This is a genomic window from Campylobacter sp. CNRCH_2016_3089 (genome assembly GCF_025772505.1).
In the GTDB taxonomy this organism is placed as follows: domain Bacteria; phylum Campylobacterota; class Campylobacteria; order Campylobacterales; family Campylobacteraceae; genus Campylobacter_D; species Campylobacter_D lari_D.
This window is the reverse complement of the sequence record NZ_JAKMSF010000002.1, coordinates 198,079-216,554: the sequence shown is the minus strand read 5'-3', so window position 1 is coordinate 216,554 and position 18,476 is coordinate 198,079. Positions and strand designations below refer to the sequence as shown.

At 29.5% G+C, this 18,476-nt stretch carries 22 protein-coding genes and 2 pseudogenes; 18 read left to right on the top strand and 6 right to left on the bottom strand.

Annotated elements, in window-relative coordinates; all coding sequences use genetic code 11:
* Positions 1-2,095: S8 family serine peptidase (locus L8W69_RS02310; protein ID WP_263666341.1), on the bottom strand; the 2,095-nt coding region annotated here is incomplete at its 3' end.
* Between the two features lie 91 nt (positions 2,096-2,186).
* Positions 2,187-3,407: a metal-dependent hydrolase gene (locus L8W69_RS02305; protein WP_263666340.1), complete on the bottom strand. Its 1,221-nt coding sequence runs from the start codon at positions 3,405-3,407 to the stop codon at positions 2,187-2,189.
* Between the two features lie 88 nt (positions 3,408-3,495).
* Between L8W69_RS02305 and aroQ the strand changes: the two genes are divergently transcribed.
* The 9 genes from aroQ to fliY are packed head-to-tail and all read left to right on the top strand — an operon-like array spanning position 3,496 to position 10,686.
* A complete protein-coding gene (gene aroQ / locus L8W69_RS02300) occupies positions 3,496-3,978 on the top strand; it encodes a type II 3-dehydroquinate dehydratase (RefSeq protein ID WP_039625266.1) in 483 nt (160 codons plus the stop codon).
* Complete coding sequence (locus L8W69_RS02295; RefSeq protein WP_263666339.1) at positions 3,975-5,000, top strand: M24 family metallopeptidase; 1,026 nt, start codon at positions 3,975-3,977, stop codon at positions 4,998-5,000. Before aroQ ends, L8W69_RS02295 begins: the two co-directional genes overlap by 4 nt.
* A 1-nt stretch (position 5,001) precedes the next feature.
* Positions 5,002-5,475: a 2-amino-4-hydroxy-6-hydroxymethyldihydropteridine diphosphokinase gene (gene folK / locus L8W69_RS02290; RefSeq protein WP_220566782.1), complete on the top strand. Its 474-nt coding sequence runs from the start codon at positions 5,002-5,004 to the stop codon at positions 5,473-5,475.
* A gap of 8 nt (positions 5,476-5,483) precedes the next feature.
* Positions 5,484-6,866 carry a flagellar biosynthesis protein FlhF gene (flhF, locus tag L8W69_RS02285; RefSeq protein WP_039667960.1) on the top strand — a complete coding sequence of 461 codons (1,383 nt, stop codon included), beginning with the start codon at positions 5,484-5,486 and terminating at the stop codon, positions 6,864-6,866.
* Positions 6,859-7,722 carry a flagella biosynthesis ATPase FlhG gene (gene flhG / locus L8W69_RS02280; RefSeq protein WP_133319628.1) on the top strand — a complete coding sequence of 288 codons (864 nt, stop codon included), beginning with the start codon at positions 6,859-6,861 and terminating at the stop codon, positions 7,720-7,722. The genes flhF and flhG overlap by 8 nt, the downstream gene beginning before the upstream one ends.
* 14 nt (positions 7,723-7,736) lie before the next feature.
* Positions 7,737-8,093, top strand: coding sequence for a hypothetical protein (locus L8W69_RS02275; RefSeq protein WP_133319627.1), 357 nt, complete (start codon positions 7,737-7,739; stop codon positions 8,091-8,093).
* Positions 8,080-8,766, top strand: a complete 687-nt coding sequence (locus L8W69_RS02270; RefSeq protein ID WP_133319626.1) for an RNA polymerase sigma factor FliA — start codon at positions 8,080-8,082, stop codon at positions 8,764-8,766. The genes L8W69_RS02275 and L8W69_RS02270 overlap by 14 nt, the downstream gene beginning before the upstream one ends.
* A complete protein-coding gene (fliM, locus tag L8W69_RS02265; RefSeq protein WP_133319625.1) occupies positions 8,766-9,857 on the top strand; it encodes a flagellar motor switch protein FliM in 1,092 nt (363 codons plus the stop codon). The genes L8W69_RS02270 and fliM overlap by 1 nt, the downstream gene beginning before the upstream one ends.
* A complete protein-coding gene (gene fliY / locus L8W69_RS02260; RefSeq protein WP_263666338.1) occupies positions 9,847-10,686 on the top strand; it encodes a flagellar motor switch protein FliY in 840 nt (279 codons plus the stop codon). The genes fliM and fliY overlap by 11 nt, the downstream gene beginning before the upstream one ends.
* A 33-nt stretch (positions 10,687-10,719) precedes the next feature.
* Here the strand turns inward: fliY and L8W69_RS02255 are convergent.
* Together L8W69_RS02255 and L8W69_RS02250 are read right to left on the bottom strand one after the other, a co-directional pair.
* Positions 10,720-11,306: pseudogene (locus L8W69_RS02255) on the bottom strand (C39 family peptidase).
* A pseudogene (locus L8W69_RS02250) lies at positions 11,291-12,144 on the bottom strand (hypothetical protein). Before L8W69_RS02250 ends, L8W69_RS02255 begins: the two co-directional pseudogenes overlap by 16 nt.
* Positions 12,145-12,272: 128 nt before the next feature.
* Here L8W69_RS02250 and L8W69_RS02245 point away from each other — a divergent pair.
* From L8W69_RS02245 to mnmA, 7 genes are all read left to right on the top strand, one after another.
* The gene (locus tag L8W69_RS02245) at positions 12,273-12,857 is read left to right on the top strand and encodes a hypothetical protein (protein ID WP_263666337.1); all 585 of its coding nucleotides are present in this window, start codon (positions 12,273-12,275) and stop codon (positions 12,855-12,857) included.
* Between the two features lie 27 nt (positions 12,858-12,884).
* The gene (locus L8W69_RS02240) at positions 12,885-13,577 is read left to right on the top strand and encodes a hypothetical protein (protein ID WP_263666336.1); all 693 of its coding nucleotides are present in this window, start codon (positions 12,885-12,887) and stop codon (positions 13,575-13,577) included.
* Positions 13,578-13,612: 35 nt separating this feature from the next.
* A complete protein-coding gene (locus L8W69_RS02235) occupies positions 13,613-14,248 on the top strand; it encodes a hypothetical protein (protein ID WP_263666335.1) in 636 nt (211 codons plus the stop codon).
* Between the two features lie 13 nt (positions 14,249-14,261).
* Positions 14,262-14,444: a hypothetical protein gene (locus tag L8W69_RS02230; RefSeq protein WP_052823866.1), complete on the top strand. Its 183-nt coding sequence runs from the start codon at positions 14,262-14,264 to the stop codon at positions 14,442-14,444.
* Positions 14,441-14,968 carry a hypothetical protein gene (locus tag L8W69_RS02225; protein ID WP_263666334.1) on the top strand — a complete coding sequence of 176 codons (528 nt, stop codon included), beginning with the start codon at positions 14,441-14,443 and terminating at the stop codon, positions 14,966-14,968. Before L8W69_RS02230 ends, L8W69_RS02225 begins: the two co-directional genes overlap by 4 nt.
* A 192-nt stretch (positions 14,969-15,160) precedes the next feature.
* A complete protein-coding gene (locus L8W69_RS02220) occupies positions 15,161-15,796 on the top strand; it encodes a TIGR00730 family Rossman fold protein (RefSeq protein ID WP_263666333.1) in 636 nt (211 codons plus the stop codon).
* Positions 15,759-16,775 (top strand): tRNA 2-thiouridine(34) synthase MnmA, encoded by a 1,017-nt coding sequence (gene mnmA, locus L8W69_RS02215; RefSeq protein WP_133319621.1) that lies wholly within the window; start codon positions 15,759-15,761, stop codon positions 16,773-16,775. The genes L8W69_RS02220 and mnmA overlap by 38 nt, the downstream gene beginning before the upstream one ends.
* Before the next feature lie 38 nt (positions 16,776-16,813).
* On the opposite strand, the gene L8W69_RS02210 is transcribed toward mnmA, so the two are convergent.
* The gene (locus tag L8W69_RS02210; protein ID WP_039640720.1) at positions 16,814-17,065 is read right to left on the bottom strand and encodes a helix-turn-helix domain-containing protein; all 252 of its coding nucleotides are present in this window, start codon (positions 17,063-17,065) and stop codon (positions 16,814-16,816) included.
* Between the two features lie 92 nt (positions 17,066-17,157).
* On the opposite strand from L8W69_RS02210, the gene L8W69_RS02205 reads away from it, so the two are divergent.
* Both L8W69_RS02205 and L8W69_RS02200 read left to right on the top strand, forming a co-directional pair.
* Positions 17,158-17,439, top strand: coding sequence for a hypothetical protein (locus tag L8W69_RS02205; RefSeq protein WP_263666332.1), 282 nt, complete (start codon positions 17,158-17,160; stop codon positions 17,437-17,439).
* Between the two features lie 119 nt (positions 17,440-17,558).
* A complete protein-coding gene (locus L8W69_RS02200) occupies positions 17,559-17,909 on the top strand; it encodes a hypothetical protein (RefSeq protein ID WP_263666331.1) in 351 nt (116 codons plus the stop codon).
* A 68-nt stretch (positions 17,910-17,977) separates the two neighbouring features.
* Here the strand turns inward: L8W69_RS02200 and L8W69_RS02195 are convergent, their stop codons facing one another.
* Positions 17,978-18,475 (bottom strand): phosphatidylglycerophosphatase A, encoded by a 498-nt coding sequence (locus L8W69_RS02195; protein WP_043019364.1) that lies wholly within the window; start codon positions 18,473-18,475, stop codon positions 17,978-17,980.
* Between the last annotated feature and the right edge of the window lies 1 nt (position 18,476).

Here is an 18,476-nt window from a genome sequence, read left to right as displayed (position 1 = left end):
CAGGTTTTGGTTCAGGTTTTGGTTCAGGTTTTGGTTCAGGTTTTGGTTCAGGTTTTGGTTCAGGCGCGGGCTTATTAATACTAACTTTATCTTCATCCAATACAGCAACAAAATCAATACTATTGTTTCCTGATATTTCAACTTTTTCAAAGTCATTTATATTATTTTTTAATCCAGCTAAATTTATAGTAATTATATTGCCACTAGTGTAAAACATAGGTAATGGTATGTATTGTAATTTACCACCTTCTATTTGATAAGAATTTGCTATAAGTTTAGAATTACCATTATTTCCAAAATCAAGCTGCAAAATAGCATTGTTTTTTTGGTTATATAGACCTTCTACAATTAAATCACTTAAGTCTTGATTTCCAGGTCTCACAATTCCTTGATTGTATAAATTATTTTTTATTAAACCATTTCCGCTAAATTTACCATTAGTTAAAACTTTAACCTCTCCACTTATAATTCCTTTATTATTTTGTGTTTTTATTAGGGAAAGCTCACCCTCTTTTACTATAGTTTTACCAAGATAAGTATTTTCTCCACTTAAAATTAACCTCCCTTGACCATCTTTGATAAATCCAATATTTAAATTTTGTATTTCATCTTTTGGAGAATTTAAAGCATCGAGTCTATGTAAACTATCATCCCATTTTTTTTGAGATATGTCATTGCTAAAAGTCGCGTTATATCCTTGAGTATTTATAGTATAGTAAGCTTCTTTTTTACCATAAGTATCGGTAATATCTTGTGAATTTAATCTATTTGCATCTAAAATTCCTATACCATTTATGGCTTTTTCAATGTCTAGAATGCCTTGTCCTAAGATTTGTTCTTTTTTGAGAGTTTGTATTCCTTTGTAGTCTTCATTGGCATTTTGCATAAGTGGATATTTGTCGATTAGATTGTTTAATATCTTATCTGCTTCAAAACTCCAATATCCAGCATCTATCAAATCTTGTTTTATTTTATTTTTATCATCAGGGATAGGCGTATCTATATAAATAATAGTATAATAGGATTGTTTTCTTCCATTGGAAGTATTAAGAAGTTGAGTTTCTTTTACTGTTAGTTTTGGAGTTTTGTAATTTTTATTTGCTGTACTTAATAAAACATCAGCTATTTGTTTTCCATTTAAAAAAGGGAATTTTTCTGACACTAAAGCAGCAGCTCCACTTACCATAGGAGTTGCCATAGAAGTACCACTCATTTTAACATATAAATTTTTATCAGGTCTTCCAAAAATGGGTTGTATATTATAAGCAGCATTAACTGAATTAACAAAACTTCCAGGTGCTACTAATGAAAAATTTTCAACTCCTTTTAATCCATTACTATACGATGCTATAGCTTTAGAGGATAATATAAGTTTTCCATTTTCATCTTTTGTAATTTTAGAAGAATCAATGGCTCCAATGCTAAGCCATGATCTTAAATTTTCATCATAATAAGGAAGAGTAGCATTAAATCCAGGTGATACTATACCCTCATTTCCAGCTGCAAATAGTATTAGAATGTTTTTTTCTTTTGCTAACTTTATAATCCCTTCAAGCGGTTTATTGTTGTTTGCTAAATTTAAAAAATAATTAGAATTTTGCTTTTTAAGATCTGATACATACCATCCGAGCTGACTCATTCCTACTATTGGATATAATTGCGTATTCCAGCTATTATTGATTATTTTTATTTCTTTATCTTTAAAATAATCATAAATATTATAAGGAATTATTTTTTGACTTCCATTGTTATAGCCAAAAATTTGAATTCCATACATTTTCGCATTGTAAGCAATCCCATATGGTTCTTTAATGTTTTTAAAATTACCAAGTATAATTCCTGCTACATGTGATCCGTGAGTGTCTACTGTTAGATCAGGAGTATAAGGTTTATTATTTACTGTTGAGTATTGTTGCTCTATGATTTGTCCTTGCAAACTAGGATGATTTGCATTAAAAGCAGAATCTATAATACCTACATTTATATTTTTTCCTGTGATATTAAGATCGTGTGCTTTGTGAACATTAATAACTTCAAAATCATTTAAAGCTAAAATTTGAGTTATAAAAATAAATATTATTAAATATTTTTTCATATGACTTTCTTAAATTTTATTAAAGATTCTTATAATTTTTAAGTATAACAGAAATATTTTAATTTTGATTAGAAACTCTTGTTTAAGATGCTTATATTATTTCTTTTCCTTCTATAAAAAGTTTTAACACTTCTTTGCTTTGTAAGATAAATTGCAAAGGAAGTTGTTTTAAATTTGCACTATTTGGTAAAGCAAAGAGACTAAAATCAGCTATTTTGCCTTTTTGAATTTGACCTAGGTTTAAATTTAAGGCTTTTGCGGCTTTATTTGTTGCCATTAAAAGTAACATTTTGGCAAAATTTTCTAACTCAAAATCATCATGTATAAGTAAATTTACTCTCATTTCATCAAGCATACTTAAAGAAGTATTTGAGCTTAAGCCATCGGTTCCTAGATGGATATTAATACCATTTTTTAAAGCAGATTTTAATTTAAAAGTATTTTTACTTAAAAGCCTATTTGAAAAAGCACAATGCGTAATTGAGTGCAGATTTTTATCTAGCAAATTCCATTCTTTGAAATACACACAATGTGTAAATAAAGTCCTTTGATCTTTAAAAAGCTCTAAAAAGCTTTGCGGAGTGTAAAGTGGCATAGGATTTTTGCTAAATTTAGCCAAGCTCTTTTTAAAACCACCTTTTTTAAACCTTAGCCAGTTGTTTTCATGATTGCTTTCAAGAAAATGTGTGCTTAGTAAATGATCGTTTTCTCTAGCAAGTTTTATAGCAAATTTAGCAAGCTCTGGGTGGGTTGAGTAGGGTGCATGCACTGAAATAGCAGGGATAAATTTAGAAGTTTTAAAACGCATGCTTTTTTCATAACGAGTTAAAAATTCCTCTTTTTTTGCTTGGATAAAATTTTCATTTGAACCTAAAATTTCATTGAAAAATATCACTCTAGCTTGTGAATTTACACAAGGGTTTAAATCGCCCCCAAAGCTTGAAATTTCTCCTATAGTAGCAGTGCCGCTTTTTAGCATTTTATGAATATTTTGTGAGATTAATTTTTCTTTGGCTTTTTCGTTTAATTGCTCGCGGTTATTAAAAACGCTATCAAGCCATTTTAAAAAGTCTCCAAAGACTAAATTTCCATTATTTGCACTAAATTCTAAATGTGTGTGCGGGTTGATAAAGGCGGGTAAAAGTAAGGTATCTTTTGGAGTTGGTATAAGCTTGGCTTTCGGATAGGATTTTTGTAAATTTTCTAAGCTATCAATTTCTAAAATATTATCATCAAAAAGAATAGCTTTTTTTTCTAAAATACTAAATTTATCATCACAAGTTAGGATGATTTTGGGTGCTATTATAAACATTTTCCATCCTTTAAAAAGGTAAATTGTAGCTAAAATTTAGCTTTAAAGTGTTATAATATAGTAAATTTTACTAAATAAAGGTTAGATTATGAAAGTTATGGTGATACAAGGACCAAACATTAATATGCTTGGTGTAAGAGAAACTCACATTTATGGTAATATGAAAATGGAAGATATCCACGAGCAAATGAAACAAGCTGCAAAACAAGCTAATGTGGAGATTGAGTTTTTTCAAAGTAATTTTGAAGGTGAGCTAGTTGATAAAATTCAAGAATGCTTAGGCAGTGTAGATGGAGTGATTATTAATGCAGCTGCTTATGCACACACTTCTATAGCAATCCGTGATGCGATTGCGGCGATTAATATGCCTGTGATTGAAGTGCATATTAGCAATACTTACAGAAGAGAAGAATTCAGACAAAAAAGTATGATAGCACCAGTTTGTGCAGGTAGCGTGGTAGGTTTTGGTCCTTTTGGTTATCATATGGCTCTAATGGGACTTTTCCAAATTTTTGATCAAATCAATGCATATAAAGCAGCTCAAGCAAAAGCACAACAAGCAAATCAATGAATTTTATCTTAAAAAACGAAAATGCACTTTTTTATGAGTGCGGCTATTCTTGCGATAATGCTTTGTTTTTAAAACTTGAAGATAAAGCTTTTTTCATCACTGACGCAAGATATAGCTTTGAAGCTAGTGAAATGATAAAAAATGCTAAGGTAGTTTTAGCGCAAGATCTTTTTGCTAGTGCTAGAGAGCTTTTAGAAAAAGCAGGGATTGATAGGGTGTGTTTTGACCCAAAAGACTTTAGTTATTTTGAATTTAAAGAACTTAGTAAAAGTGCAAATATCGTTTTTGAGGAAAAATTAGACTTAAGTAAAAACAAACGCATTATAAAAAATGCTAAGGAATTACAACTTTTGCAAAAGGCTGTAAATTTTGGTAAAGAATGCTTTGAAGAATTTGCTAAATTTATCAGCCAAGAAGGCCATGGAAAAAGCGAAAAAGAATTACATTTTAAAGCATGTGAAATTTTTCAAAAAAAAGGTGCTTTAGGACTTTCTTTTTCACCTATTGTAGCTATTAATGAAAATGCGGCTAAAGCACATGCTTTACCTAGTGATAAATGTTTAGAGTATGGAGATTTGTTATTAGTTGATGCGGGTGTGGTTTATCAAAGGTATTGTTCTGATCGCACAAGAACGGCTTGTTTTGATGAGAGTGGCATAGTGTTTGATAAAAATAAGCCAAATTTTAAAGACAAAGAAATTATGCAAATTTATGAGGTGGTTAAGCAAGCCCAACTTCAAGCTATAGAAAAAGCACGTGTTGGTATGATGGCAAGTGAGCTTGATTTTATCGCAAGAGAAGTGATTAAAAACGCAGGTTTTGAAAAAGAATTTATTCATAGCTTAGGGCATGGAGTGGGGCTTGATATACATGAGTTGCCAAATATTAGTCCAAGAAGTGATTATGAGCTAAAAGAAGGTATGGTATTTACCATTGAACCTGGAATTTATATCAAAGATAAACTTGGCATTAGGATAGAAGATATGGTCTATCTTGATAAAGAAAAGGCAGTGGTGTTATAATTTGCTGATTAAAGGGGCTAGAAGGTTAGAAAAAATTCGTTTTTTTCCTTTTTATTCAAAGGCTGATAAAAAAGGAAAATACATAGCCATTATAGGACTTGGAAGCAATATAGAAGATGAAAAAAAACGCTTTCGGAGTTTATTTAGGCTTTTAATGCAAGATAAACGCTTGCAAGTATTGCAAACATCGCCATTTTTGATTAATAAAGCTTTTGGCTTTGAAGAGCAAAAAGACTTTACTAATGCGGTGATGGTTGTAAGCACAAGTTTGCATGCAAGAGCACTTTTAAAAGTTTTGTTTTTTTATGAGTTTAAATTCAAAAGAAAAAGAACTTTTAAAAATGCTCCTAGAACGCTTGATTTGGATTTGTTGTATTTTTCAAAAAAAGCGCGTAAAGATGAGTATTGCATAGTGCCTCATGCGGGGGTAAATGATAGAATTAGCGTAACTTTGCCTTTGGGCTTGTTAAGATAAGGAAAAATATGGGACAATTGATTCATACTTTTACGGTTGAAAGCACAGATGAGATTATACCTAAGGTCAAGCAAGATTATGGCGATAAGGCTTTGATAGTAACTAATAAGCAAATTCGTCCAAAAACTATCAATCAAAAGCCTTTGTATGAGGTTATAGTGGCGATTGAAGAAGCTGATTATGAAGAGCATTTAAAACAAAATAATTTGCCTATGCCACCAAAGAAAAAACCAAACACAGCAAGTTTTCCTGAGGCTAAAATTCAAGCTCCAAAACTTGAAGATGAAAAAAAAGAAGAAGATGTGGTGCTTGATTTTTCTTCAAAAGCTAAGCAAAAACCTATTAATCCTTATTTAAATACAAGTAAAAAAGATGATAATTTTTTAAATTTAAAAAACAAACTTTCTCAAGTTAGTTCAGAAATTAGCAAGGTTTCAAACTATCAAGATTTTTCTATGCCAAATCCAAATTATGATAAAAAAATAGAAGCTTTTGAAAAACAAATGAACAAACTTAATGATAAAATGAATTTACTTGTGGATATGATGTGGGATGATAAGGCAGATTTACGCAAAGAATTAGCTATACCACCTGAGTTTGCAAGTATTTATAAGCAAGCTAAAGCAAGTGGTATGCAAGAAGCGCATTTAGAAGCGATTATGAAAGCAACTATTGAAAATATGCCAAGCACTATGAAAGCAAATCAAGAAGCAGTGCAAAGGTATTTTTACTCACTTTTGCGTAATATGCTTCCATGCCGTTTAGAAAGTGAAATTAAAAAGCAAAAAATCATGATGTTAGTAGGTCCAACAGGAGTAGGTAAAACTACAACTTTAGCAAAGCTTGCTTTTCGCTATGCTTATGGAGATAGACGCTATAAAACCGGTATTATAACTCTTGATACTTATAGAATAGGCGCAGTAGAGCAGCTTTTTCAATATGCTAAGATGATGAAACTTCCTATTATTGATAGTATAGAGCCAAATGACTTAGATGATGCGATTAGAAGTTTAAATACTTGTGAGGTTATTTTAGTAGATACAACCGGAAATTCACAGTATGATAAGGCAAAACTTGAAAAAACAAAAGAATTTTTATCGCATTCTAATGCGCAAATTGATGTGAATTTAGTGCTTTCAGCAAATACAAAATATGAAGATTTATTAGAAACTTATAATAATTTTTCATTTTTAAATATAGACACTTTAATCATTACAAAATTTGATGAAACAAAAGTATTTGGAAATGTGTTTTCTTTGCTTTATGAAACTAGCACTCCGATGAGCTTTTTTTCCATAGGTCAAGAAGTGCCTGATGATATAGAAGTAGCAAATAGCGACTTTTTGGTGCGTTGTGTGTTAGAAGGTTTTAGAAGGGATGAAAATGAGTAATCAAGCAGAAAAATTAAAAGATCTAGTAAAAAATGAAAACTCAAATGTAAAACATACCCATTTTATCGCAGTTACTAGCGGTAAAGGTGGGGTTGGAAAAAGTACTTTTAGTGCAAATTTGGGCAACATCCTAGCTAAAAATGGATATAAAGTAGGGCTTTTTGATGCAGATATAGGGCTTGCAAATTTAGATGTGATTTTAAATGTGCGTGTAGAAAAAAACCTTTTACATGTTTTAAAAGGTGAATGCTCACTAGAAGATATTCTAATAGAAGTCAAGCCAAATTTATGGCTTATCCCAGGTGAGAGTGGCGATGAAATTTTAAAATACAATGATAAAAATATTTATGAGAGATTTTTAAATCAAACAAGTATTTTAGATGATTTAGACTTTTTAATCATTGATACAGGAGCAGGTATTGGTGGCAATATAGGGAATTTCTTAGAAATGTCTGATGAGGTTATTGTCATAACTGTACCTGATCCTGCCGCAATTACCGATGCTTATGCTACTATAAAAACTACTTCAAAGACTAAAGAGAATTTATTAATGGTATTTAATGTAGTTAGAAATGAAAATGAGGCTTTAAGAATTTTTGATAATATTAAAAAAGTAGCAGATATTAACATTAAGCATAATTTAAATTTAGAATTTTTAGGATTTTTAGGTCAAAGTAAAGATATTAGTTCTAGTATTAAAAAAAGAACTTTATTTAGTGATGATGATACTAATGCAAGCGATGAGCTCAAAGCTATAGCTTCTAAGCTTTTATATAGGTTGGAACAAAAAGTGCTTAATAATGTGGGAGATAAAAGCATTATGAGTTTTTTCAAAAAGCTTTTGGATCGTTTTTAGATTGAAGGAAAAAGATGAGACCAGAAAATTTTGTTGCTTTTTTTACTGTTTGTGGTTTTTTTATAGGATTAATGTTCACCATAGTTAATATAGAAGATGCAGTAGAGATAGTTGTATATACTTGTTTGATTACTTTTGTATTTTATGTGTTAATCCATATAGTAATTATGATTTTTGTAGATGCAAATAAAATTAGTGGTAGAAGCTTTAATAAAGAAAAATATGAAAATGAAAATAATAGCTTTATAGCAGAATTAGCTGCAAGAGAAAAGAAAATGGATTACTTGCTTGAAAAACTTCAAGAAGAGCGTGAAGACCTTAAAAAACTTGATAGCTCTTCAAAAAGAAAAGTAAAACATGCAGCCGCATAATGCTTATGCTTCTACGCTAAAAAAAGAACAAGATGACTTAGTCATCTCTTATATGCCCGCATTAAGAGCTATGGCTTTTAGACTTAAAGAGCGTTTGCCTGCAAGTATTGATGTAAATGATTTAATTAGTATTGGCGTAGAAGAGATGATTAAACTCTCGCGTCGCTATGATAAAGAACAAAATGACAATTTTTGGGGTTTTGCAAGAAAAAGAGTAAATGGAGCTATGCTTGATTATCTAAGAAGCCTTGATGTAATGAGTAGAAGCAATAGAAAAATCATCAAAGATATTGACGCTATTATAGATGAGTTTTATCAAGAAAATGAAAAAGAACCTGATGATGAGTATTTAGCACAAAGATTAAATTTAGAAGTAGAAAAGGTAAAAGAAGCAAGAGCAGCTCATGCTATATCGCTTGTTATGCCTTTGGATGAACAGCTAAATTGTTTTAATGATAGTAATATTATAGAACAAATAGAAAAAGAAGAATTAATAGAAAAAATCAACGCGGTTTTGGAAGAATTTAAAGAAAGAGAAAGGCTTGTGATACAGCTTTATTATTATGAAGAATTAAATTTAAAAGAAATTGCAGAGATTTTAGAGATTAGCGAGTCAAGAATTTCACAAATTCATAAGCGTTTGCTTAAGAAGATTAGAGAAAGGCTAGTTTAATGGCTGAAATACTTTCCCAAGAAGAAATTGATGCTCTTTTAGAAGTCGTTGATGATGATAGCGATGATAGTGCTGCTTCTTCAAAATTAGAAGAAATAGAAGATAAAAGAGATATTGTAGTATATGATTTTAAGCGTCCAAATAGGGTTTCAAAAGAACAACTTCGTTCTATTAAAGGAATTCATGATAAATTAGCTAGAAATCTTGCTTCGCAAATTTCATCTATGATGAGAAGTATAGTTGAGATTAAACTACACTCAGTTGATCAAATGACTTATGGTGAATTTTTGATGTCTTTACCTTCACCGACAAGCTTTAATGTTTTTTCTATTAAGCCTTTAGATGGAAATTGTGTTTTAGAGATCAATCCAAGTATTGCTTTCCCTATGATAGACAGACTTTTAGGTGGTCAAGGTGAAAGTTTTGACACCTTAAGAGAGCTTACAGAAATAGAACTTAACTTGCTTGATTCTATTTTGCGTATTATTATGCAAAGACTTAAAGAAAGTTGGATGAATGTTACGGAAATTTATCCAAGTGTTGAAGCAAAAGAATCAAGTCCAAATGTTGTGCAAATTGTTTCTCAAAATGAGATTGTTATTATGGTGGTAATGGAGATTATCATAGGAAATTCAAGTGGCATGGTAAATATATGCTATCCAGTTGTGCATTTGGAAAGTATTTTGAGTCGTTTAGCAAATCGTGATATTATGATGGGTGAAACTTCGGCTAAAAAGTCAAGAAACAAAGAACTTAAAACTTTGATCGGTCGTGCTGAAGTGATTTATGAAGCTATGCTTGGTAAAACTTTTATCAATGTAAATGAATTTTTAGATTTAAAACAAGGAGATATTTTAAAACTTGATAGAAGTGCAGATGATAAAGCTATAGTAGCCATAGATAAAAAAGAAGTATTTTTAGCTCAAGTAGGACTTCATAGATTTAGAAAGTCGATTAAAATCTTAGAACTTATTAAAACTGATAAAGATGAGATTAAAGAAATGCTTGAAAAATATGAAGATGAAAGAAGAGCAAAGGCAAATTCTTATGATGAAAATGAAGAATTAGAAGAGGAAGAAGATGATCAATGATTTTTTAGGCATATTTGTCAACGAGTGCATAAGCACAATAGAAGGCTTAACAGGGAAAAGTGCTGAATTTAGCGAGTATTATGAGTATGATGTAAATTCTCAAGATTCTATGACTCCGCCATTAGTTAGTGCTACTTTTAGTGTCAATAATGAGATGAAAATCAAAATCTTAGCAAGTGCGGTTTTAATGAGTGCAATTGGTGAGTGGATGATGGGAGAAGAAGAAATCTCTAAAAATAGTGAGCTAAATGAAGATGAAATGGACGCGGCTAAAGAAGCTATACAAAATATCATTTCAGCATTTTCTACAACCTTAGGTGCACAAAAAGAAATTCCAAAAATGGAATTTAGTTTAGAAAATTGTGAATTTGTTGCAGATAGTCTAGAACTTGGCAGCTTTCATAAAATATATTTATATAATGTAAAAATAGCTGATTTAGAAGAGAAAATTTCCTTAGTATTTGATGAGAAAATTTATAAAGTTTTAACTAAAACTGATTTAGAAGAAATTGTTACAACTCATGAAGAGCATACTCAAGACCATAAAACCTTAGCAAGCGTTGAAGAGTTAAGAAATATCGGCTTGATTATGGATGTGCGTTTGCCTATAAGAGTGCGTATTGGTAGTAAAAAAATGCTTTTAAAGGATGTTTTAACTATGGACATAGGTTCAGTTATCGAGCTTGATCAATTAGCTAATGATCCTTTAGAAATTTTAATAGGTGATAAAAAGATTGCCTATGGGGAAGTAGTTATTGTAGATGGAAATTTTGGAGTACAAATTACTGAGATCGGCTCTAAAAAAGAAAGATTAGAGCAATTAAGATGAAAAATTAGTTCTCTAATCAAAAAACAATAAAAATCAATATAAGCTAAAAGGCTTAAAATCAAAATGTAAAGATTTTGGAGTGTTTAGCTTGAAAGGTTTTAACTCTTTTTTAGGAGCAACAATTAAAGCATAGTATATCTATCCCAAATGCTAAAAAATTGACTTTTAGAGCTTATGTATTCTCCATGGCTTGGATCAAGCACTTGTAAATAATTCCCCTTGTGATTAATAATTACCACAAAATGTGGGAAGCGTGGGTTATCTTCAATTTTTACAAGCATTGGAATATTTACAAGCTTGTCTAAGCTTTCTCTATTGATTTGATAGGAATTGCTTTCATAACCTAGCTTTTTAACTGCATCGTTTAAATCTGCAAAGCTTACCATATCCGTATAAAGCTTTTGTCCGCTCATGGTTTGTAAAAGTTTAAGCTCATCAAACTTTTTATCATCAAGTATATTGATTAAAGTTGCCAAAGATGAAGCCCCGCAAGATTGCTCGTAAGTTTGTCTTATTACTCTTTCGTTTTTAATTTCTTGATAAGACTTGACTACCCATTCTGCTTTTGCATTCAAAGAAAGAATGGATAAAAATAATAAAATTTTTAAAATTTTCTCCATAAGCTTATCCCAAATATACTATCAGGCGAAGCAGAACTTCCCCCAAAACTAGCATTAACAGAAACTGCGGTATCTGAATTAATGCTATAAGTAGAACCTAAACTTAAAGTTGGAATAGAACGCACTTCAGAATTTTGATAGCCATTGATTTTTTGCTCGGTTTGAAATCTTTGCTCTGCTCCTAAATCCAAAGTAATCTTAGGACTTAGTATGATAGATAAATCCCCACCCACATAAATACTATTTCCATACTCTATTTTAAGGGTTTTAAATTTTCTTGATTAATTATAACCAAAACCGATATAAATGCTATATACAACAGGGTCGCTATATCCCCTTAAACTAGCTTGTAGACTTTGTGATTTTAGATAAAAGTTTTTGGTTTGATTGATTGCTTTTTCTCTTTGAATGACTGCAGTTTGAAAGGTAATTTGTGGAATTAAATCTGCAATGCTATCTCCTGTATAAATAAAACCTAGCCATAAACATCAAGACATATTCTGTTTTTACTAGAATACTCATTTGTAAAAAAGTTTGTATATTCAGCTCTTGCATAACTTCCGCTCCCTGACACAAGTATATCGAACTTGGGTGTTAGGGTATAAATGAAAGTTTGAGTTAAAAACACTTGCTTTGTATCATTCCAAATTGTAGGATCTCTACCTACAATGATGTTGGGATAAAGTGCATAAGAATTTGCATTTCCTGTACTAAGCAAAGAAAAGCTTGTGATACTTCTTAAGCCTATTTGCTTTTTAAATAAACTGTCTATACTTAGTTCATCACTAGCAAAAATACAACTAAGTAAAACCATAAATGTTAAGAAAATCTTTTTCATTGTTACCTTTCTAAATATTTTTAGATTTTTTCCATTAAAACAATAAATGTTTCAAATAACAAATTGATTTTAATATGTAATTTGTGATATTCTTTAAAAAAGAGTAAAAATAGCTAAAAAAGGAAGTTATGTTAAAGAAGTTAGCAAGTTCTTTGATTTTAGGTTCTTTGTTGGTAAGTTCTGCTTTTGCTGGGGATTTTTTAGCTAAAGTTAGTAATGGTGCTTTAAGTGATAATTCTCAAGGCGTAAAAGTTCTAAATGTAGATGAAATGAAACAAGTTAAGGGTGGGTATTTAGTCGGTTTTAAATTTTTTAAAGATCGTCCAAATTTAATTTCAGAAGTTTATGCAATTGCAGATTTTTCAGAATACGAACTTAGCAATCTTAACAAGGGTCTATGTGGTGCAGGAGATGAAAAATGCTCAAACCCTAGTAGAGATAGATTAATTTCTTGGTTGCAAGCGAGTGCTAATTCTCCTGCTGAATATCGTCCTGTATATAAGGTAAAAAGACAAATAAAATACTCAAATTTAGGACAGCCTTATGTTTTATTTACTTATGGAGTCGGTGTTTATAATGTAAAGAATGGACAAATATATCAATATAATTCTAGTCCTATGTTAAATAATAATACAATCATGAGAGAAATTGCTTATAAATATCAAAATTCTATACAAGATGCCATGGGTGGTTGGAATCCAAGATTATTTTAATAAAATATCATAAAAAAAGGGTTTTCTATGGTAAATTTTGATACTCAATATACAAATATTAATTATCTAAGCAATAACACGAACAATAAAAAATCTGTGCTTAAAAACGATGATAATTATTTTAATTCCGTGATAAAAAAATTTAATTTCTCTGAAAAAACCAAAGAAGAACAAGGGTATAATGGATCTTCTGATGTAAAAGAAGTAGAAAACTCTTTATATAAAAGATATATGGAAGATAAACTAAGCAAGGATGAAATAAAAATACTTAATAAATTTGGCACAGACTATCTTACAGAAGGCGTAGATTTGTCCGCACTTCATAAACGAAAAGTTGATCTTTTAAAAACTCTTACAAGTATGAATGAATTTGAGAAAATATGGGGTGCTGAAAGGGCACAAAGAGAAAAACAATTTTTTAATGAACTTGGTAAGTCACTTACTCAAGAAGATATAGATAGGTTCTTAGCTAATAAAAACAATCAAAAAGAAGACAAAGAAAAACCCTTTAAACCTATACAAGCAGAAAGTAAAAACAAAGAAACTTACAAAGATGATAATATAAGAAACGAACTTGTAAAAAAACTATTAGAAGGCAAATTTAGCACAAGTAAAGAATTAGAACTTCTTTTTGGTATGAAATTTAGTGATGATGCAGGAGAATTTAACAAAGTTCTTTCTTTAAATTCTGCACCAAAAAGTATAGATATTAAAGTTTGAAAATGCAACAATTTAAATCACATTAAAGAGAAATTATGTTTAAAAAATTAGCAAGTTCTTTAATTTTAGGTTCTTTGTTAGTAAGTTTTGCTTTTGCTGGGGATTTTTTAGCTAAAGTTAGTAATGGTGCTTTAAGTGATAATTCTCAAGGCGTAAAAGTTCTAAATGTAGATGAAATGAAACAAGTTAAGGGTGGGTATCAAACTAGCTTTAAGCTAGTTAGGAATAATGAGCTTTTAGCTTTTGCTAAGCCTAGTTGGACTTCAGAATTAACCTTATTTCAAGATAGTAACGGAGATCAATATTATTGGAATAGAGAAGGGCTTGTCCGATTTGGTGGAATGTGCGGTATAGATACCACAAATTGCTTAGTTAATGGAAAACATACATACACAAATCAACAAAGACTTTTGGAAACTATGAGTATAGTAGGAAATGATCCTTATCACAATTTTATTGGATATACTGTAAAAAGAAATATTGGTGTTTCTAATTTAGGAAAAAGATTTGTATATTTCTCCTATGGTGTAGCTGTTATTAACGAACAATTAGGTAGTTGGTATAGAGTAAAATCGAGCACTGTTTTAAACAATTACAAAGTAATTAAAGAAATAAGTTCAAAATATAAGAATGATATGGAATTAGCTCTTGGTGGTTATTCTATAAAATAAAAAGGATAAGTTAATGATAAACGGTATAAATTTCAATTTAAATCATCATCACACTATCTTAAATTTAAATAATAAGAAAGAAGATGAAAAATTTTCAAATAATACAATGACTGAAAATTCTATTTATCGCGGGAAAAATTTGAATTTAATTCTAAAATATTCGGACTTGATAAAAGTATTAGCAAAAAAGATATGAAAAAATTTAATAACTTTATGAAGTCAAATGCTTTAAAAGATCCAAATAAAATAGAAAAATCTTCACTTAAAAATCTTGGTAAAGATTATAATAGTTGGGATATAAAAGATGAAGATATTAAATTGATGAACTTTTCCTCTTACTCTCAAATGTTTAATCTTGGATCTGATATTACTAAAAAAGCATCTAATTTTAGAAAAGAATTTAATAATCTTATGCAAGAAGATTTAACTCTAGAGGAATTTAAAACTAAATATCTTGATTTTAAACAAAGACACGATGAGTTTGTAAAAGAATTTGAAATAGCTATGGGCGATAAAATGTTACTTAATGATAATAATGATACTAGCATACAAGAAAACAAAGAAACTTTTAAACCTATACAAGCAGAAAGTAAAAACAAAGAAACTTACAAAGATGATAGCACAAGAAACGAGCTTGTAAAAAAACTATTAGAAGGTAAATTTAGTATAAGCGATGAGTTGAAAATTCTTTTTGGTGTTAAAATAGATGTAAAGATTTAAATAATAACGAATTTACTAAAATCTTTTCATAATTAAGTGTGTATAATATATAAAAGTGTGAATTTGAAAGTTTAGAAATTTAAAAAAATCTAATTTAATGCAGTTTGCAAAAGAAAATTATTTAAAAATTACATAAAAGATTATTATAAAAATTTAGCTAGAATGGAATTTATTTTAACTAAAGGTTATAAAATGAATGAAAAAATAATCCAAGATTTAGAAAAATTTGCTAACATGCCAAACCTAAAAAATGCTATAACTTTTTTTGGTTCTGCAAGATTAAAAGAAGACAATGAGTATTGTATTTTGACTTCAAAATTAGCTCAAAAGTTAGCTGATGAGGGTTATAGCATCATCAGTGGCGGTGGCGGTGGTATTATGCAAGCTGCAAATTACGGGGCTATGCAAAGTCAAGCTTCGCACTTGAAATCTTTTGGATTTAATATACATTTACCATTTGAGCAAAAAGCAAATGACTTTTTAGAGTATAATATCACTTTTAAGAGCTTAGCCATTCGCAAAATGGCTCTTATCCAAAAGAGTCTAGCTTTTGTGATTTTCCCAGGCGGCTTTGGAACATTAGATGAATTTTTTGAAATTCTTACTCTTAAGCAACTTAGTTTTAAAAAAGATGTTCCTATTATTTTAGTTGGGCAAAAATTTTGGCAACCTCTTGATGAATTTATCAAAACTTCTTTACTAGAACTTGGAACTATATCTAAAAATGATGAGTTAAAGTATAGTATAAGTGATGATTTAGATGAAATTATAAGAATGATAAAGGAAAAAGATGAAAATTCTTGTTGCAATGAGTGGGGGTGTAGATAGCACTGTAACTGCTTATAAGTTAAAGCAAGCAGGACATGAGATTATAGGTTGTTATATGAAGCTTCATGGAAAAGCTAATTATCATGAAGAAAATATACAAAAAGTTGAAAAAGTTGCTAAATTTTTAGACATCAAATATCATATTTTAGACTTACAAGAAGATTTTAAAAATCAAGTTTATATGCCTTTTGTTAATACCTACAAAGAAGGAAAGACGCCAAATCCTTGTGCTTTGTGTAATCGCTTTATTAAGCTTGGCAAGCTTTTAGAATTTGCTAAGAGTTTGGGTTGTGAGAAATTAGCCACAGGTCATTATGCAAGGATAGAAAATGGTTTGATTAAAATTGCAGTTGATGAGAGTAAGGATCAAAGCTATTTTTTAGCAAATGCAGAGAAAGAGGCTTTGGAATATTTGATTTTCCCTCTTGGAGAGATGAGAAAAGAAGATGTGAAAAAATTTGCTTCTACAATTGATGTTTTAAAATCTTTTGCAACACAAAAGGAAAGTTCTGAAATTTGTTTTGTGGAAGATACTTATGTGCAAGTTTTAGATCAGTTTATGGATACTAAAATTCCAGGTATTGTAAGAGATAGTAGTGGTAAAGAAGTAGGAAAACACGAAGGTTATATGCACTATACCATAGGTAAAAGAAGAGGTTTTGAGGTACGCGGGGCTCATGAGCCACATTTTGTGTTAAAAATTGATCCTAAAAAAAATGAAATCATAGTAGGTAAAAAAGAAGAACTTAAGATAAGTGAATTTAATCTTGATAATATTAATTTATTTGTTGATGCTAAAGAGCTAGATTGTGAAGTAAAAATACGCTATAGATCAAGATCGACCCCATGTAAAGTTTTGATTAATGAAGATAAAAGTGCAAAAATCATCTTACAAGAGCCTGTTTATGGACTTGCTAGCGGGCAAATGGCAGTATTTTACGATAAAGATTTGGTTCTTGCAAGCGGATTTATTAAATAAAAAAGCTAAAGGGTTGCACCCCTTTGGCGTTGTAGTGTTTATTCTAATAAATCTTTTAGTGGAATTTCTAAACTTTTAGAAATTTTATATAAGTGCTCTAAATTAAAATGTTTACCATATCGATTGCACTCACAATTTGAATAAAATGCAACGGATTTTATACCTATATCTAAGGCTAACTCAAGCTGAGAAATTCCTTTTTTCTCTCTAAAATTTCTTATATTTGATGATACTTTTTTATAAAAATTTAAAATTTCTTCTTCGCTAGAATTGCTAAAGTCCTCTTCCATTTTTTATCCTATAGGATTAATATGAAATTAAACTTTACAAAGATATAATTTTTTTAAATATATCCTATAGGATAAATTAAAGAGGTAATAATATGATAAAGAAAATTATCAGTAATGGTAGAAAGAGAATTTTTGACACGATCAATACAAAAGAAGTGAAGATAAAATATCTTGAAAATAATGAAATTTGTATTACGCTAATAAATATAGAAGATAAGAAATTTAATAATTTTAGATTTAATTGTTTGGAAAATTTTAAAGATGATATTTATAAATTTCTTACAGAAGAAACACAAGAAAACTTAATGGAAATAAAAAATTCTATTGCTCAATTTAGTTATCAAGAAAATTTAATGTTAGGAGTTGGTCAATGAAAAAAATTATAATATTATGCATTTTAATAAGTGTTGTTTTTAGTTCTAATAATTATGATGCTAAAGAACAGAGGTATCAAGAAAAGTATCAACAATCCATACAAGGCTATGATAATCTTATGAATAATATAATAGATAGAATGACTACCGATGAAAATATAGGAACCTATTCTATGGGATTTGATAGTGCTTTTATTTGTGGTGTTATAAATCTTATACAAAGTGTGGCTAATATATTTTATTTTGGTGATGATCCTGATGGTTACAACTTAGAAGCGATTATAGGAAGAGATGATTATAGACCTTCTTATTATCTCGAATATGGATTTGGAACCGATTGGGATAGATTTTCTTTTGTGGGAGCATTAGAATACTTTGTATATCTGTTGCCAAAGATATTAGCTTATTTATTTGTGGCATATTTGATATACAGATTACTATTGAAATTACAGGTTAAAGATAATGTTTAATATCTAAATTCTAAAATTTTTATAAGAAATATATCTTTTAATAAAAGATATATTTCAATTGTATTTTATTAGTTTAAAAATATCTCCATAATGCTTATATCAAACCATAAAAGATCAAATTTAAGTAAAATTCCATAAATTACTGCACTAAATAATCCTGCAAAAATTCCTGCTAAAACATCATCTAGCATTACACCCAAACCACCTTTTGTTTTTTTGTCAATTTTACCTATGATAGAAGGTTTTGTGATATCAAAAAATCTAAATAAAACAAAAGAAAGCAAAAAAGTAAAAACACTCTGTCCGCAAATTGCCAAGGCTAAAAATACCCCAACAACTTCATCTATTACAATATGCTTATCATCGTGTATGCCTGTTTGTTTTTCATATTGATCGATGATTTTTATAGAGATTAAAAAAAGTAAAATTGCAAGTAAGATCAAAGTTCCTATACCCAAATACCTTAAAATAAAAAAAGCAGGGATTAGCGCTGCTATTGTACCAAAGGTTCCTGGAGCTTTATTAACACTACCTGAATAAAAAAAAGTTAAAAATAATTTTTGCATG

Coding starts and splice junctions, on each gene's coding strand:
- L8W69_RS02305 (WP_263666340.1), bottom strand. CDS start 3,407: ATGTTTATAATAGCACCCAAAATCATCCTAACTTGTGATGATAAATTT.
- aroQ (WP_039625266.1), top strand. CDS start 3,496: ATGAAAGTTATGGTGATACAAGGACCAAACATTAATATGCTTGGTGTA.
- L8W69_RS02295 (WP_263666339.1), top strand. CDS start 3,975: ATGAATTTTATCTTAAAAAACGAAAATGCACTTTTTTATGAGTGCGGC.
- flhF (WP_039667960.1), top strand. CDS start 5,484: ATGGGACAATTGATTCATACTTTTACGGTTGAAAGCACAGATGAGATT.
- flhG (WP_133319628.1), top strand. CDS start 6,859: ATGAGTAATCAAGCAGAAAAATTAAAAGATCTAGTAAAAAATGAAAAC.
- L8W69_RS02275 (WP_133319627.1), top strand. CDS start 7,737: ATGAGACCAGAAAATTTTGTTGCTTTTTTTACTGTTTGTGGTTTTTTT.
- L8W69_RS02270 (WP_133319626.1), top strand. CDS start 8,080: ATGCAGCCGCATAATGCTTATGCTTCTACGCTAAAAAAAGAACAAGAT.
- fliM (WP_133319625.1), top strand. CDS start 8,766: ATGGCTGAAATACTTTCCCAAGAAGAAATTGATGCTCTTTTAGAAGTC.
- fliY (WP_263666338.1), top strand. CDS start 9,847: ATGATCAATGATTTTTTAGGCATATTTGTCAACGAGTGCATAAGCACA.
- L8W69_RS02245 (WP_263666337.1), top strand. CDS start 12,273: ATGTTAAAGAAGTTAGCAAGTTCTTTGATTTTAGGTTCTTTGTTGGTA.
- L8W69_RS02240 (WP_263666336.1), top strand. CDS start 12,885: ATGGTAAATTTTGATACTCAATATACAAATATTAATTATCTAAGCAAT.
- L8W69_RS02235 (WP_263666335.1), top strand. CDS start 13,613: ATGTTTAAAAAATTAGCAAGTTCTTTAATTTTAGGTTCTTTGTTAGTA.
- L8W69_RS02230 (WP_052823866.1), top strand. CDS start 14,262: ATGATAAACGGTATAAATTTCAATTTAAATCATCATCACACTATCTTA.
- L8W69_RS02225 (WP_263666334.1), top strand. CDS start 14,441: ATGAAAAAATTTAATAACTTTATGAAGTCAAATGCTTTAAAAGATCCA.
- L8W69_RS02220 (WP_263666333.1), top strand. CDS start 15,161: ATGAATGAAAAAATAATCCAAGATTTAGAAAAATTTGCTAACATGCCA.
- mnmA (WP_133319621.1), top strand. CDS start 15,759: ATGAAAATTCTTGTTGCAATGAGTGGGGGTGTAGATAGCACTGTAACT.
- L8W69_RS02210 (WP_039640720.1), bottom strand. CDS start 17,065: ATGGAAGAGGACTTTAGCAATTCTAGCGAAGAAGAAATTTTAAATTTT.
- L8W69_RS02205 (WP_263666332.1), top strand. CDS start 17,158: ATGATAAAGAAAATTATCAGTAATGGTAGAAAGAGAATTTTTGACACG.
- L8W69_RS02200 (WP_263666331.1), top strand. CDS start 17,559: ATGAATAATATAATAGATAGAATGACTACCGATGAAAATATAGGAACC.
- L8W69_RS02195 (WP_043019364.1), bottom strand. CDS start 18,475: ATGCAAAAATTATTTTTAACTTTTTTTTATTCAGGTAGTGTTAATAAA.